Source organism: Paraburkholderia sp. BL10I2N1, assembly GCF_004361815.1.
In the GTDB taxonomy this organism is placed as follows: domain Bacteria; phylum Pseudomonadota; class Gammaproteobacteria; order Burkholderiales; family Burkholderiaceae; genus Paraburkholderia.
The window spans coordinates 1,474,470-1,488,623 of sequence record NZ_SNWA01000002.1 but is presented as its reverse complement, the minus strand read 5'-3'; the positions used below and the strand labels follow the sequence as shown (position 1 = coordinate 1,488,623).

The 14,154-nt window shown below is 60.1% G+C and carries 13 protein-coding genes; 9 read left to right on the top strand and 4 right to left on the bottom strand.

Going from position 1 to position 14,154, the window contains the following annotated elements:
- The first annotated feature begins 73 nt into the window (after positions 1-73).
- The 3 genes from B0G77_RS28745 (at position 74) to B0G77_RS28735 (ending at position 2,740) form a co-directional block, all read left to right on the top strand.
- Complete coding sequence (locus B0G77_RS28745; protein ID WP_133665314.1) at positions 74-655, top strand: carboxymuconolactone decarboxylase family protein; 582 nt, start codon at positions 74-76, stop codon at positions 653-655.
- Between the two features lie 201 nt (positions 656-856).
- On the top strand, positions 857-1,744 hold the full coding sequence (locus B0G77_RS28740; RefSeq protein WP_166656296.1) for a tripartite tricarboxylate transporter substrate binding protein: 888 nt from the start codon (positions 857-859) through the stop codon (positions 1,742-1,744).
- Positions 1,745-1,765: 21 nt separating this feature from the next.
- On the top strand, positions 1,766-2,740 hold the full coding sequence (locus tag B0G77_RS28735; RefSeq protein WP_166656295.1) for an Ldh family oxidoreductase: 975 nt from the start codon (positions 1,766-1,768) through the stop codon (positions 2,738-2,740).
- A 103-nt stretch (positions 2,741-2,843) separates the two neighbouring features.
- Here B0G77_RS28735 and B0G77_RS28730 read toward each other — a convergent pair whose 3' ends face one another.
- From B0G77_RS28730 to B0G77_RS28720, 3 genes are all read right to left on the bottom strand, one after another.
- Positions 2,844-3,746: a zinc-binding dehydrogenase gene (locus B0G77_RS28730; protein WP_208116518.1), complete on the bottom strand. Its 903-nt coding sequence runs from the start codon at positions 3,744-3,746 to the stop codon at positions 2,844-2,846.
- Between the two features lie 100 nt (positions 3,747-3,846).
- Positions 3,847-4,932 carry an IS630 family transposase gene (locus tag B0G77_RS28725; protein ID WP_133665310.1) on the bottom strand — a complete coding sequence of 362 codons (1,086 nt, stop codon included), beginning with the start codon at positions 4,930-4,932 and terminating at the stop codon, positions 3,847-3,849.
- A gap of 52 nt (positions 4,933-4,984) precedes the next feature.
- The gene (locus B0G77_RS28720) at positions 4,985-5,794 is read right to left on the bottom strand and encodes an SDR family oxidoreductase (RefSeq protein ID WP_133665309.1); all 810 of its coding nucleotides are present in this window, start codon (positions 5,792-5,794) and stop codon (positions 4,985-4,987) included.
- Between the two features lie 338 nt (positions 5,795-6,132).
- Between B0G77_RS28720 and B0G77_RS28715 the strand changes: the two genes are divergently transcribed.
- From B0G77_RS28715 to B0G77_RS28705, 3 genes are read left to right on the top strand one after another with little or no spacing between them, the layout of a single operon-like run.
- Positions 6,133-6,612 carry a tripartite tricarboxylate transporter TctB family protein gene (locus tag B0G77_RS28715; RefSeq protein WP_133665308.1) on the top strand — a complete coding sequence of 160 codons (480 nt, stop codon included), beginning with the start codon at positions 6,133-6,135 and terminating at the stop codon, positions 6,610-6,612.
- Positions 6,613-6,615: 3 nt separating this feature from the next.
- A complete protein-coding gene (locus B0G77_RS28710) occupies positions 6,616-8,244 on the top strand; it encodes a tripartite tricarboxylate transporter permease (protein ID WP_133665307.1) in 1,629 nt (542 codons plus the stop codon).
- A gap of 44 nt (positions 8,245-8,288) precedes the next feature.
- Complete coding sequence (locus B0G77_RS28705; protein ID WP_347814193.1) at positions 8,289-9,038, top strand: nitroreductase; 750 nt, start codon at positions 8,289-8,291, stop codon at positions 9,036-9,038.
- A gap of 154 nt (positions 9,039-9,192) precedes the next feature.
- Here the strand turns inward: B0G77_RS28705 and B0G77_RS28700 are convergent, their stop codons facing one another.
- Positions 9,193-9,960, bottom strand: coding sequence for a carboxymuconolactone decarboxylase family protein (locus tag B0G77_RS28700; RefSeq protein ID WP_133665306.1), 768 nt, complete (start codon positions 9,958-9,960; stop codon positions 9,193-9,195).
- A gap of 371 nt (positions 9,961-10,331) precedes the next feature.
- Here B0G77_RS28700 and B0G77_RS28695 point away from each other — a divergent pair, with 371 nt between their 5' ends.
- The 3 genes from B0G77_RS28695 (at position 10,332) to B0G77_RS28685 (ending at position 14,106) form a co-directional block, all read left to right on the top strand.
- A complete protein-coding gene (locus B0G77_RS28695; protein ID WP_133665305.1) occupies positions 10,332-12,101 on the top strand; it encodes an NAD(P)/FAD-dependent oxidoreductase in 1,770 nt (589 codons plus the stop codon).
- Positions 12,102-12,200: 99 nt separating this feature from the next.
- Positions 12,201-13,016, top strand: coding sequence for an SDR family oxidoreductase (locus tag B0G77_RS28690; protein ID WP_133665304.1), 816 nt, complete (start codon positions 12,201-12,203; stop codon positions 13,014-13,016).
- A 22-nt stretch (positions 13,017-13,038) separates the two neighbouring features.
- Entirely contained in the window at positions 13,039-14,106 is a 1,068-nt protein-coding gene (locus tag B0G77_RS28685) for an amidohydrolase family protein (protein ID WP_133665303.1), read from the top strand.
- Positions 14,107-14,154 lie beyond the last annotated feature (48 nt).

Here is a 14,154-nt window from a genome sequence, read left to right as displayed (position 1 = left end):
GACAAAGCGCAACGGGCCGATTCCGATGGACCGCATGGGCGCCGTTTGGTAGTCAATCGAAAGGAGCAATTTTATGCCACGACTGGAAATGCCAGCGGAAGAGGCCATGACCCCTGAACAGGCAGCTGTTTGTGCAGAAGTGATAAGTGGGCCGCGCGGCAAAGTGCCCGCTCCGATGATTGCCTGGTTGCGAAACCCGGAGCTCGCAAGACGCGTGCAGAAGCTGGGTGAGCTGCTTCGCTATCAAACAACGCTCGAGCCGCGGCTCAGTGAGCTCGCCATTCTCGTGTGCGCCCGGCATTGGACTGCGCACGTGCAATGGAACGCGCATAAGGCAATAGCGCTGAAATCGGGACTCGACCCGCAGGTTGTCGAGGCCATCGCGGCGCGTCGCGCGCCAGCCATCAGCGAAGACCGCATGCGAGCGGTCTACGAGGTCTCTTCGACGCTCCTCTCGACGAGCCGGGTGCCTGAGCAGCTTTACGCACGCGGCATCGAGCAGCTCGGCGAGCGCGGGATGGCGGAGCTTGTCGCAATTCTGGGCTACTACTGCCTGGCATCGTTCACGCTCAACACATTCGAACTCGGCCTGCCGAGCAACGTGGCGCCGGAATTGGAGGATCCGGACTATCTGGAGACGAAGACGGGCAGTTGAGACAGCTGGCGGTAGCGCGGACCCATCCGGGCCACGTGCAGATCCCGGTCCAAGCCGGGACGAACATTCCAAATACGTACGGAGACATTCATGAGTTTTTCGCGCATGAACCGCCGTGACGCGTGCCTCGCGCTCGCTGGCTTGCTGGCCGGCGGACTCACACCGGGTCTCGCGGCGGCGAGCGAGTTTCCAGGCAGGCAGGTGACGTTGATCGTTCCCTATGAGCCTGGTAATACGGCAGATCTTTGGGCACGGATGATCGCGCCGAAGCTTTCGGCCCTGTGGAAGCAGCCGGTGATCGTGCAGAACATGCCAGGGGCGAGCACCATGATCGGCGTTGCCTATGTCATGCGTTCGAAGCCTGACGGTCACACGTTACTGCTCGGAAGCCTTAGCACCAGCATGGCCAAGCTGACCAATGCGAACGTGCACTTCGATCCCCAGGTCGAACTCGCGCCCGTGCTCAAGTACCTCAAGTTCAAGATGGTGCTTGCCACGAATGCCGTTACATATGCCAAGGCGAAAAACCTCCACGAACTTGCCACGCTCAGCGAATCTGCACCAGGCGGAATTTTCTACGGTGGCACAGGGCCAGGGACCGCTTTCAATATGAGCGCCGGGTTTGTTTTCAGGGGGCTCGGCGTGAAGTATTCCGAGGTGAATTACAACGGCACGATGCCCATCATGCTCGCACTGATTCGCAACGAGGTGCAGGTACTCGAGAACACGCCTGCTGCGCTGAAGGGACATATCGCCGACGGCAGCATCTACCCCATCGCGGCGTTCGGCGAGGAACGCTTCCCCGAGTTGCCGAGTGTCCAGACGGTGCGTGAAGCCGGGTACAGGGGGTTTTACCCGGTCCTCTGGAATGGTGTGTTCGCGCCAAAGGGCACGCCGTCAAGCGTGCTCGACCGCATCGCCGCGGACATCTACGCGGCGTCAACGGCACCGGATATAAAAAATCGCATCGAATCGACTTTCTCCGGCTTCATACCCAAGTCCAACCCACAGCTTTTTGCGCAGGAGATCGAAACAGAAACAAAGCAATGGCGCGATTTTCTTGCGAGTATCCATTTCAAGCCTCAGTAACTGTCTCTGAAGGAGAACCCAGTGAAGATCAATACCACCGAAGCCCACGGGGTGGCGGTCGCCTTCCTCGTGCGGCGCGGCATGTCCGAGGAACACGCACGAATGGTCGCGGACCACCTCATCTACGCAATGCTTGCCGGACATGCGTATGCCGGCCTGCCGAGGCTGATTCCCATGGCCGAACGGCTGCGCAAGACCGGAACCGGCGGCACAATCCGGACCGTGAAGGAGACAGATAAATCCGCGCTGATCGACGGGGCGAATGTCAACGGCTATGTCACATCTGTCATGGCGATGAAGAAGGCCATGGCACTTGCCAAGGCGAGCGGCGTCGGCATTGTGGGCGTGAACAACAGCTGGTTCTCCGGCCTGCTTCGCTATTACGTCGAGCCTCCCGCAAACGAGGGCTTCATCTCGATCCATGCCGCGAACTCGACGGCTCGAGTCGCGCCACATGGCGGCGCCGACAGTTTGCTGGGAACGAACCCGATCGCGTTTGCATTTCCCGGTGACCCCTCGCCACTTGTGATCGACTTCGCCACCTCCCAGCTCATGTGGGGCGACGTCATTTATCACGGGCAACTCGGCAAGCCGCTTCCGCCTGACTGCGCTGTTGATCCGCAAGGGCGGCGGACCACGGACCCTGCTGCGGCGCTCGCAGGTGCTATTCTCGGTTGGGGCGGTGCGCGCGGTTTTAGCGTCTCACTGATTGTGCAGGCACTCGGCATTCTTGCAGGTAGCGATCCCATCGTAGGTGAGGCGGGTAAGTGGGGGTATCTTTTCATGACGATCAACCCGGAACTCTTGATGCCGCTCGACGAATTCAAGCAGCGCATCGGCGTCTTGCGTTCGTCCATCGAAGGCTCCCGTCCCATCGAGGGCGGCGGTCCCGTGAGGGTGCCTGGAAGCGCAACCGATGCGCGCCTGGCCGAAGGGCGCGCGCGTGGATGGATCGAGATCGAAGACGAGATCTACCGCCGCCTTACGGAGGAGTAAACTCGCGAATCGCGAGGGCCATCGGAGCCTGTCATGCCGTCCAGCAAAAACGCTGGGCGGCATTTTTTGTTCAGGATTCATGCCTGCGCAATGGAGGCAGGAGTCAGGCGGGGACGGACAGGACGATCTTGCCGAAATGGGCGTTCGAGCTCATACGGTCAAGGGCCGCGGCGGCCTGCTCGAGGGGGAACACGCGATCGATCGGCAGCCGCAATCTGCGATCGGCAATGGCGGCCGACAAGTCACGTGCCATCAGTGCCGTGAGGTCGCGAATCTCATCTACTGACCGCGTACGGAAAGTGACTCCCATGTATGAGATGCGACGCAGCGCATGCCAATTGAAATCAACAACACCCTCACTGCCTCCGAGCCGGCCGACATTGACGATGCGACCAAGCTTGGCGCAGGTCTTCATGGTCTGGTTGAAGGCTGGTCCGCTCACCTGGTCCACGATGACATCCACGCCCTTTCCGGCAGTTGCGTCAAGGATTTTCTCTACCCAGTCGGGCGCGGACGCATCCAGCGCATAATCCGCGCCGAATTCCTGGAGCCGGCTACGCCTTACGCTGTTCGTCGAAGTGCCGATCACAGCGCCTGCTCCGAGAAGTTTCCCGATCTGCATGCCCATGAGGCCGACACCGGAGCTGGCACCGTGGATCATGAGTATCTCGCCGCGTTGCATGCGGCCTGCAGTAACGATTGCGTTGTGCATGGTCTGGCACGCGAGCATGAGGACCGTTGCCTCCTCGAAAGCGATGCCGTCCGGGATACGCATGGCGCGGCCCCGATCCGTGACGGCGTATTCCGCGTATGCGCCGGTCCCTGTGCACATCACGCGGTCGCCAGGTCTCCATTCGGTCACGGCAGATCCTACCCCGGCGATTTCGCCGGCCCACTCCATGCCAATCACCTTGCCATCTTTCGCTGCTACGCCTGAAAGATCGGCGCGGTTCAGACTTGCCGCGCCGACACGCACGAGGATCTGGTCGGGCTCAGGGCGCGGCACCGGGGTGTCGCCGGGCTGTGCACCGGCGGGCGTTGCAAGTATCGCTTTCATGACGGGTCCTGTCATTGTGGAGTCTCATCGAGGGATCTAGTGGTCTGCGTCAAACGGATTGCATCTTATTCAGCTTGGACCTGGCACGCGTGACTTTGGCCAGGATGTCGGAAGCCTTTGCTGTCCAGATGAACGGTTTCGGATGACGATTGTGCTTCTCCACGTACTGGTCGATGGTGGAGATCAATTCAGGTACCGAGCGGAAGACCGCACGTCGCAACTGGTTCTCTGACAAGTCACGAAAGAAGCGTTCGACCATGTTGAGCCAGGAGGCACTGGTGGGCGTGAAATGCATGTGGAATCGCGGATGCTTGGCAAGCCACGCCTTTACCTCAGGATGCTTATGAGTTGCATAGTTGTCAGCGATCAAATGCAGTTCCTTGCCCGTGGGCGTGTTGCGATCGATCTTGCGCAAGAAGCTCAGCCACTCCTGGTGACGATGTTTTGTCTGGCACTGGCCAATGACACTCCCGTCGAGCGTGTTCATCGCGGCAAACAGCGTCGTCACACCATGGCGCTTGTAATCGTGTGTCATCGTTTGACAGCGACCACGCTTGAGCGGCAATCCCGGCTGGGTCCGGTCAAGCGCCTGGATCTGGCTCTTCTCATCGCAGCACAAGACCAATGCGTGCTCCGGGGGATCGAGATACAGCCCAACGATGTCCTCGAGTTTCTCGACGAAGTGCTTGTCGTTCGATACCTTGAAGCTCTCTACCCGATGCGGCTTGAGGCCGTGCGCCTGCCAGATGCGCCGCACGCTCGCGGCACTGACGCCGGCCACCGCTGCCATGCTGCGCGTGCTCCAATGCGTCGCGTTATCCGGACGCTGCTGCGTCGTCAGCGTCACGATGCTCTTGACCTTGCGGGCAGAGATCTTCGGCTTGCGCCCGGGTCGCGTCTCATCCCCCTCGATGCCGGTCACACCGTCAGCTATAAAGCGAGCGCGCCAGCGTGCCACCGTGCCTCGCCAGATAGCAAGGTCCGCACCGATCTCTTTGTCCGTCTTGCCCTGCGCCGCGAGCAAAATCATCTTGGCACGCTCGGCCAGTCGAACCGGGACCCTCCGACCTTTAGCCCATGTCTCTAACTGTTCGCGCTGTGCTTCGCTCAGCTCAACTTTAGCCGCGATTCTCATGAGTTCTCCCACCAAATAAAGGAGACTCGCAAATCGCGATTAAGTTGCATTATTAATGACGCACCATACTAGCTGCCACCCGCCGCTTGGTGGCATTGCCGGTATAGAAGGCGGCGCGCGTCCCGCCGTCGACAGGGAGCACTGTCCCGTTAACGTACCGAGCCGCATCGCTAAGGAAGAACAGGATGACATCGGCGATGTCGTCCGGTTCGGCGATGCGGCCTAGCGGCGATTCACCGGTCGGCTTGTACAACGAAGTGACATCGGTTTTGGCTGCGCCCTCCAGCATCGGCGTTGCCACGGTTCCGGGCGCGACGGCGTTGACGACAACGCCGGAGGGTCCCAACTCGACGGCAAGCACGCGGGTGAGCAAATGGAGTGCTGCCTTCGTCGCCGCGTAGAAGCCCGAACCAGGCTTGGGCCGGATGCCGGCACAGGAGCCGACCATCACCACGCGCGCTGGATGGACAACACTTGACCGCTCGCGCAAAAGCGGAAGCGCTTCGCGCACTGTCAACCATGGACCCTTGACGTTCACGCCGAGCAGCAGATCCACATCTTCTGGCGTGTGCTCTTCGAGCGCTCCGACGCGGATCACGCCAGCGGAACAGATCAGGGCGTCGAGTTTCGCCGTCTGGCGGCGGATGGCCTCGAATGCGGACCGGACGCTCTCGACGTCGGCCACGTCGCATTGGAGGTGACGCAGTCGGTTTCCCGAAGTCTGCAATGGCGCATACTGGTCCAGTGCATGTCCACAAACGTCCAGGGACCATACGGTCCAGTCTTCGGCAATCAGGCGTTCGACAGTGCGCCGCCCGATCCCGGACGCGCCGCCTGTGACAACAGCAGTTTTGTTGGTCATGATTTCTCCGGTGGCTCGGACGAGCTTAGGAGTGTGCCATCAGCAAAGTCAACGCACGAGTGTGCGAAGCTGCTTGCTCGCGCTCGCAAAGATGAGCGGGTACGGCAGGCTCTCCGAATGTCTTGCCGCCGCGCGCAAAACTGCTTGCCGGCGGGGCGCATAGATCGGGCGCCGAGTGAGTCATACACTACTCTTGCACGATCATCCGGCTACCAGAGTTCACATAGTAAATATCGGAGACAAGGCACGACTGAGTCCTGTTCGCGAGCTGCCTTTATGTTCGAGGGTGATCGGCGATCACGGGTTCGGAAGCTGTCTGGCAATTGGAGGAAGGACGAATGCCGAATCCATTGGTTTCGCTACCGAAGGACTATCTTGGTGGCGGCTTGATGATACTGATTGGTGCGAGCGCAGCTGTCATGGGCGCGACATACAGTGTCGGAACGCTGCGGCAAATGGGGCCGGGCTTTTTCCCGATCGCGTTGGGGGCCTTATTGATGCTTGCCGGCACGGCCATAGCCGTTGCGGCTTGGCTCGAGCATGCGCCTGCAGATGTGGTCAATTCGAAGACGTTGCCGCCAGAGTGGCGAGGCTGGGCGTGCATCGTTGGTGCGTTGATCGCATTCGTCATTCTGGGCCGTTATGGGGGCTTGTTGCCCGCCTGCGCCGCGGTCGTTTTTATCGCGGCGATGGGTGACCGCGACAATAAGCCGAAGGACGGCGTGCTGCTCATGGCGATCATGCTGGTATTTGCGGTTGTCGTGATATGGGGCGTGCTGCGAATGTCCTTTCCGCTGTTTACGTGGGGAGGTGCCTGAGCCATGCTGACCGATTCGCTCACAAACCTCTGGTACGGCTTCGAGATTGCGCTGCAACCTCACAACCTTTGGTGGTCGTTCGTCGGTGTTCTGATAGGCAACTTGATAGGTGTTTTACCGGGGCTCGGCGCACTGACGGCCATCTCGATGCTCCTGCCGATCACCTATTCCATGCATCCGGTACCCGCCGTCCTGATGCTGGCCGGGATCTTCTACGGATCGATGTATGGCGGCGCGATAGGTGCGATCCTGCTGAACCTGCCATCGCACCCGCCGCATGCGGTAACCTGCCTCGACGGGTACCCGATGGCCAGGGCTGGAAGAGGCGGAACCGCGCTGGGCGTCGCGATGTTTGCATCGTTCTTCGCCGCATCGTTCGGCATCGTCGTGATGATCATCGCTTCGCCGCTGCTAGTACGAATCGCCTTCAATTTCGGACCTGCGGAAATCTTCTCGATCATGCTGCTCGGCCTGCTGGCAGGCTCGACGATGGCTCGCGGCTCACCGCTCAAGGGCGTTGCCATGACCACCGTGGGATTGCTCCTCGGCATCGTCGGCACGGATGTTACCAGCGGCGTGCAACGGTTCACGTTTGGATTTCTGGAGCTCTCCGACAAGATCGAACTCGTTGCGCTAGCACTTGGCCTTTTCGGTGTGGCTGATTTCCTCGTCAGTATCAACCGCATGCACGCGGTCACGTCCAGCAACGAGAAGATGGACGTCGGCTTCAGGGATATGCTGCCGAGCAGGACTGACATCAAGCAGGCATTCTGGCCAACGATCCGCGGAACGTTGGTAGGTACGGTCTTCGGCGCAATGCCGGGGACCGGTCCGACGGTAGCGTCGTTCGTAGCATATGCATTCGAGCGCAAGGTATCTCGCAAGCCCGGTCGCTTCGGTCATGGCGCACTTGAGGGCGTTGCAGCTCCGGAAGCCGCATCCCATTCCAAGACGCAGGTCGATTTCATCCCGACGATGAGTCTCGGCATTCCGGGCGACGCGGTGATGGCGCTCATTCTTGGCGCGCTACTGATTCAAGGCGTTCAGCCGGGCCCCCAAATGATCAGGGAACACCCGGACATCTTCTGGGGCTTGATCGCAAGCTTCTGGATTGGCAATGTGTTGCTGATGATCATGAACCTACCGATGATCGGCATCTGGGTCAGAATGCTGAAGGTGCCTTACCGCTACCTTTTGCCGTTGGCGATGGGCTTTATTGCCATAGGGGTGTACTCCACGAATAACTCGCTTTTCGAGGTTGGCGAGGCACTCTTCTTCGGCGTAGTCGGCGCGGTCCTTCTCGCACTTGACTTTCCCGTCGCGCCGATCCTGCTCGGCTTCGTGCTCGGGCGACCATTCGAAGAGAACTTTCGCCGGGCACTGCTGCTGTCACGCGGTGACATGATGATCTTTGTCGAACATCCGATCAGCGCCGTGCTGATCACGCTTTGCGCCTTGTTGCTGCTGGCTCAGATCTGCTTCGGACTTCGGCGTGCGGTGATTCAAAGACGAGTGAGCGCTGCCGCGCAGACGGGCCAGGCCCATCAGTCGGAACCGTTAGCTCAGGGCGGCGCTGAGCCGATCAGCGTTCCCGCCGCGCAAACGGCGAGCCGCCGCCTGTCCGACACGTGAGTCCACGCATTGCCTGCTGCCGACCCTACATTCATCGTTCATATTTGCTCATCAACGCCGCCGCAGCGGCAATGGAAAGCGAGGGAGAAAAGATGGCTTCTCTTTGTACCGATACAGTCACTGCAGATTTCACTTGCCTGGACGAATTGCTGCGGCGGCGCCACAGCTGCCGAGCCTTTCTGCCGCAGCCAGTGTCGCGAGACGTCATCCGGCGAATTCTGGAGACGGCACAGCGCACTGCATCCTGGTGTAATGCCCAACCTTGGCAGGTGCACGTGATGAGCGGCGAACCGCTCGAAAGCCTTCGAAGCGATCTGATGGCCCGCGCCTCAGCGAACCTCGCCCCATCACCCGAACTCGATTGGCCGCGCGAATATCGCGGCGTTCATCAGACGCGCAGGCGCGAAAGCGGCTGGGCCCTTTATCGTGCCACCGGCGTGCAGAAAGGCGATCGCGAAGCCGCGGCGCGACAGGGGAGAGAGAATTTCAGGTTATTTGGTGCTCCGCATCTGGCGATCGTGTGCAGTGACGACTCCCTCGGCACTCACGGCGTCATGGATTGCGGCGCCTGGGTGTCCAACTTCCTGTTGGCAGCCACCGCGGTAGGCGTCAGTGCAATCGCACAAGCTGCACTGGCCTCATGGCCTGATATCCTCCGCAAGCACCTCGACATTTGCGCCGAGAATCGCATCATCTGCGGCATCTCCTTCGGATTCGAAGACACGGAGCACGCGGCCAACAGTTTCCGCACGTCGAGGGCGCCGATTGACGACGTCGTAGCATGGGTGGAATGACCATCGCGGTGCGCCAAAAATGCGCGGGTTCCGGCGCGATGCGCTCGGCGTTGCGCCAGTGTCTTTGATAGGCAGATTCTGGCGTAGACGCCACGGCGGCGGCAGCTGGACACCGTACGACGCAGCGACTGGTCGTAGGTGGCCGCGCGGTTCGTCAACTTTTGTAGAACAAGGCTTCCGTACCGAGGATGAAGGTTTCGAGGCCCGTTAGCGCGACCAATTGAAAGATCGCGAGGATCTCTTCCCGCGTGGCGCCGTGCTGCAGCGCATGGCGTATATGAAGGGCAAGGCCCGCGCCATACATATGAGTCACGGAAGAGTCGATGGCAACGTAGATCAATTCTCGCTCTTTGGGCGTCAGCGAACCATGCTTCCACGGCTCGGTCGATAGTCCCGACAGCGCCTTGAAGTAATCCGGAAGCAGCCGCGCGATAGCATCGCGCTGTTCGTTCCAGAATCCGCGCGTCTTCACGAAGTCCTGTCGTATTTCTTCGATATCAGAGCGCGCAGCTGGCAGATCGGCGGCATCCTGCCCGCGCGTCGCTCGCAGTTCCTCGATGAGGATCGGCACGGCGAAGTACAGCGCATGATTACTCAAACCGACGATAGACAGCAGGACGTCCAACACGTCCCGCTCGGATGCGCCTGCCGCCCTAGCCCGCCCGACGTGCCGCCTAATAGCCTTCTCGTTCAGCGCCGTCGCTGATGCATGCAGCGCAAGCAGCACGAGTTCCTTCATTCTCGGTGAAAGATGCTCGTCACCAATAACGGCGCGCCAAAGTTGGGAGGCGGCTTCGAATGACGTTGTGGCCGTCAGCCGCAGATGTTCCGGCACGCGCGGGTCATCGAAGGTGCCGTCGAGTTGATCAAGTTCGTAATGCACATCGTCTCCTTGCGTCGGTTGCACCGGCGAGCTGACCATTGATAGAACGAATATGTCCGTAGCAACACAGGTCGCCTCCCGCTTTGAAGGTATCGCGATCAATCCATGCCGCAGGACGTGAAAATGCCGGGGACCCCGGACTACGCATGCTTATAAAAAAGAATAGGCGTGGGACTGAAGGGGCATCCAGCGTTTCTTAAGCGAAGCTCATTTGCGCCAGACAGAAAATCGGAGTTGGCATTGTCGCGTCGTGCCGCGATAGATGTGCGCGGGCCAACGATTTTTGCGGCCTGAGCAAGAGTCCTAACCGCGTCCGCAGATGGCGGGCGGCTAGCACCGCTACTACAATTTGTTCACAGGGGCAAACCTGGAAAGGTTGCTTTGCCAAGCACAAACAAGGAACGGACGTTATGGAAGAAGCTATCTCTAGCATTGCCGAAAGTGTGGATAGTGAGGCAGACGTGGTTCAAAGGTGGCTGTCCCGTTTCGAGCAGGCGCTGAAGTCGCTGAACCGGGATGCATTGGGTCAGCTTTTTGCCGACGAATCCCACTGGCGCGATTTGCTGTCGTTCACCTGGAACATCACACCGCATCAGGGGCGCGAGAGCATCGTTAATGAGCTGATAAGCAGACAGCACCAAATCCAGGCGCATCGGTTCGAGATCGCCGAAAAACGTACGCCGCCCCGCCGCGTCAAGCGTATCGGGATTCCGGTGACTGAGGCTATTTTTACTTTCGAGACAGCCGACGGCCGTGGTAGCGGCGTCGTGCGGTTGTTGGAATGCGACCCTGAGAGGGCGTGGATTTTCATGACGTCGCTGCAGGAGCTCAAGGGCCATGAGCCGGCGGTGGGCGAGCGGCGTCCATCGGGTGCGGAATACTCGCGCCAGTTCGGCAGCCAGAATTGGGCGGAGCGTCGTGCAAAAGAGCAAGCTTTCGAAGATCGCGAGCCAGCCGTACTGATCATTGGCGCCGGCCAGACCGGCCTGTCCACAGCGGCGCGCCTCCGGATGATTGGTGTGGACGTGCTATGCGTGGAGAAGCTGCCTCGAGTAGGAGACGTGTGGCGCCAACGGTATCACTCGTTAGCGCTGCACAATCAGGTAGCGCTAAACCACATGGCATACATGCCGTTTCCTCCAACCTGGCCGAAGTACCTTGCGAAGGACATGCTGGCCAATTGGATCGAGAACTACGCATGGGCGATGGAATGCAATGTTTGGACAAGCACGACGTTTGTGGGCGGGGAATACGATGAGGCAGCTGGCCATTGGCGTGCGAAGGTGCGTCGTGCCGACGGGTCCGAGCGTGTGCTTCGGCCCAGGCATATCGTGTTTGCCAACGGCATCGTTGGTGCGCCCAAGCGGCCCAAGTTGGCAGGGCTCGAGGACTTCAAGGGTGAGGTTCTGCACACACATGACTACAAGGACGGGGCCGCTTGGCGCGGAAGGAATGCGCTGGTGCTGGGCGCAGGCACGAGCGGCCACGACATCGCGCAGGACCTGCACGGCCACGGCGCGAACGTCAAGCTGATCCAGCGTGGTGCGATCGCAGTGACGAGCCTTGATGCGGCATGCGTGACCTATACCACGTACTACGATGACGGCTTGCCTATCGAGGATTGCGACCTGCTTGCGTTGTCCGCTACGTACCCGATCGCAGTGCGAAACGCGCAAGCCGTGACGAAGCGGCAGCAGGAATTGGACAAGCCGTTGCTGGACGGGCTGCGCGCTCGGGGCTTCAAGCTGGATTTTTGCGAGGACGGAACCGGGTACATGATGAAGGTTCGGCGTACGCACGGTGGCTACTATCTGAACTGCGGCTGCTCGGAATTGATTGTCAATGGTCAGGTCGGCCTGCTTCACTTCGAGGACATCGAACGCTTTGTCGAGGATGGTGCGCTGATGAAGGACGGGCGCGTGGAGAAGGCGGACCTGTTGGTAACCGCCACGGGCTATCAGAGCCAGCAGAGCGTGGTAAGGGAACTGCTGGGTGCCGCGGTGGCCGAGAGAATCGGCCCCATTTGGGGAATCGCGGAGGACGGCGAACTCAACAACATGTACAGGCCCACAACGCAAAAGGGGCTATGGTTTCTCGGCAGCGGGTTATCGCAGGCACGCATTTACTCACATTACGTCGCCTTGCAAATCAAGGCCCGCGAAATCGGGCTCATTGCCTGAGCCGCGGTCGCACTGGCGCAGGAGTTCGTGCACAGCGGCGAGGCGCTCTTAGGAATCGCCGCCCTGATCGCTTATAGACTCAAAAAGAGGATACGAGACATGCTGGATCTGACTGGAAAGGTGGCTTTCGTCGCAGGCGCGGGTTCATTGGGGGAAGGCTGGGGCAACGGCAGGGCCACGGCGGTGCTGATGGCTCGGCAGGGCGCCAAAGTGTTCGGCGTGGACATCAATGAGCAAGCGTTGGCTGACACGGCGGCGATCATGGAGCGGGAAGGTCACAAGAACTGGGCGTGGCAAAGATGCGACTTGACGTCGAATGATGACGTCAAGGCGGCGATCGTCGCGTGCGTGGAACAGTTTGGGCGGATTGATATCCTGGTCAACGTCGTCGGAGGGAGTGTCCCGGGGGATCCCGTGTCGCTCGGCGTCGACGCATGGGATGCGCAGATGGACCTGAACCTCAAGACGGCATTTCTGGGCTGCAAGCACGTGCTTCCCGTCATGGTGCGGCAGTTTGAGGCTGAAGGTAAAGGTGGCGCAATCGTCAACGTCTCGAGCATCGCGCACATGAGCCATCAGGTCGGCGGACGCGTGCACGTTGCCTATGCGGCTTCAAAGGCTGGACTTATGGCGTTCAGCCGATCGACAGCCATTGCCTACGTGAAGAAGGGCATACGAGTCAACACAGTCGTGGTCGGCATGATGGACACACCAACCGTCAAAACACGGATCACCAAACAATTGGGCGTATCCGCCGACGAATTGAATGCCAACCGCAACGCTATGATTCCTATCGGTCATATGGGCGACGCGTGGGACATTGCGAATGCCGTAGTGTTTCTCGCAAGCGACGAGGCGAAGTACATCACCGCGACGCAACTCGTCGTGGATGGCGGCGTGACCGCAGCCAGGTAAGCGCGACGACAAGGGGGACCCAATGACTCATGGTGCCTTTCAGCACAGCCCGATCAGGCCACAGTGGCTCGCCGCGCGCACCGAAGAGCCACTCGATCCTTCGCTCCCGGTCGTCGACTCGCACCACCACCTTTATCAACGTCCGGGTCTCAAATATCTATTCGATGACATGCTTGCCGACCTGCGATGCGGTCATGACGTGCGCGCTACCGTATACGTGCAGGCGCGGACGATGTATCGGGTCGACATGCCCCCGGCGATGCGCCCGGTCGGCGAGACGGAATTTGCCAACGGAGTGGCAGCGAAGAGCGCTAGCGGTCTTTATGGCGATGTGCGAATGTGCGCGGCCATAGTGGGTTTCGCGGATCTGCTTCTCGGCGACGACGTCCGTCCCGTGCTGGAACGCCACATCGCAGCCGCTGGCGGGCCAGTGTCGGAAGGCGGCAGATTCCGTGGCATTCGCCAGTCTCTCGCCTGGGACGGCGACTCCGCGCTGTTCAATGCTGCAGCCTACGCGACCACCGAAGACATGATGGATTGCGCGTCGTTTCGCGCAGGTTTTGCGCATCTGGGTGCACTTGGCCTGAGCTTCGATGCCTGGTTGCTTTTTCCCCAGATACCGCGACTGACGGCGCTCGCACGCGCCTTTCCTGAGACGCCCATCGTACTGAACCATTGCGGGGGAGTGCTGGGCATCGAGCGTTTCGCTGGTAAGCAGCAGGAAGTTCTTGCTCAATGGAAGGCTTCGCTACTTGAACTTGCCAAATGCCCGAACGTGATGGTCAAGCTCAGTGGTCTCGGTATGCGATTATCCGGCTTTCGCTTCGAGGACCGGGACCGGGCTCCGTCGTCAGCAGACCTCGCCGATGCATGGCGTCCCTGGTTCGAAACGTGTATTGAAGCTTTCGGTGCGGACCGTTGCATGTACGGTAGCAACTTCCCTGTCGATAAGGGAAGCTATAGCTTCGGCGTCGGACTAAACGGCCTCAAGCGGATCGCCGCCAGTGCGAGCGCCGAGGAGCGGGCTGATTTGTTCTGGCGAAGTGCGACGCGGTTCTATCGTCTTCGATCGGACATAGCTTCTTCGTAGCGCGTAGTATTGGAAACGGGGACGACTGCCGAGACCAGCAAGTGCTGT

Excerpts from the sequence above, each read along its gene's own strand:
- B0G77_RS28700 (WP_133665306.1), bottom strand. The coding sequence starts at position 9,960 with ATGGTCAGCTCGCCGGTGCAACCGACGCAAGGAGACGATGTGCATTAC.
- B0G77_RS28710 (WP_133665307.1), top strand. The coding sequence starts at position 6,616 with ATGCTGACCGATTCGCTCACAAACCTCTGGTACGGCTTCGAGATTGCG.
- B0G77_RS28715 (WP_133665308.1), top strand. The coding sequence starts at position 6,133 with ATGCCGAATCCATTGGTTTCGCTACCGAAGGACTATCTTGGTGGCGGC.
- B0G77_RS28720 (WP_133665309.1), bottom strand. The coding sequence starts at position 5,794 with ATGACCAACAAAACTGCTGTTGTCACAGGCGGCGCGTCCGGGATCGGG.
- B0G77_RS28685 (WP_133665303.1), top strand. The coding sequence starts at position 13,039 with ATGACTCATGGTGCCTTTCAGCACAGCCCGATCAGGCCACAGTGGCTC.
- B0G77_RS28690 (WP_133665304.1), top strand. The coding sequence starts at position 12,201 with ATGCTGGATCTGACTGGAAAGGTGGCTTTCGTCGCAGGCGCGGGTTCA.
- B0G77_RS28725 (WP_133665310.1), bottom strand. The coding sequence starts at position 4,932 with ATGAGAATCGCGGCTAAAGTTGAGCTGAGCGAAGCACAGCGCGAACAG.
- B0G77_RS28695 (WP_133665305.1), top strand. The coding sequence starts at position 10,332 with ATGGAAGAAGCTATCTCTAGCATTGCCGAAAGTGTGGATAGTGAGGCA.
- B0G77_RS28745 (WP_133665314.1), top strand. The coding sequence starts at position 74 with ATGCCACGACTGGAAATGCCAGCGGAAGAGGCCATGACCCCTGAACAG.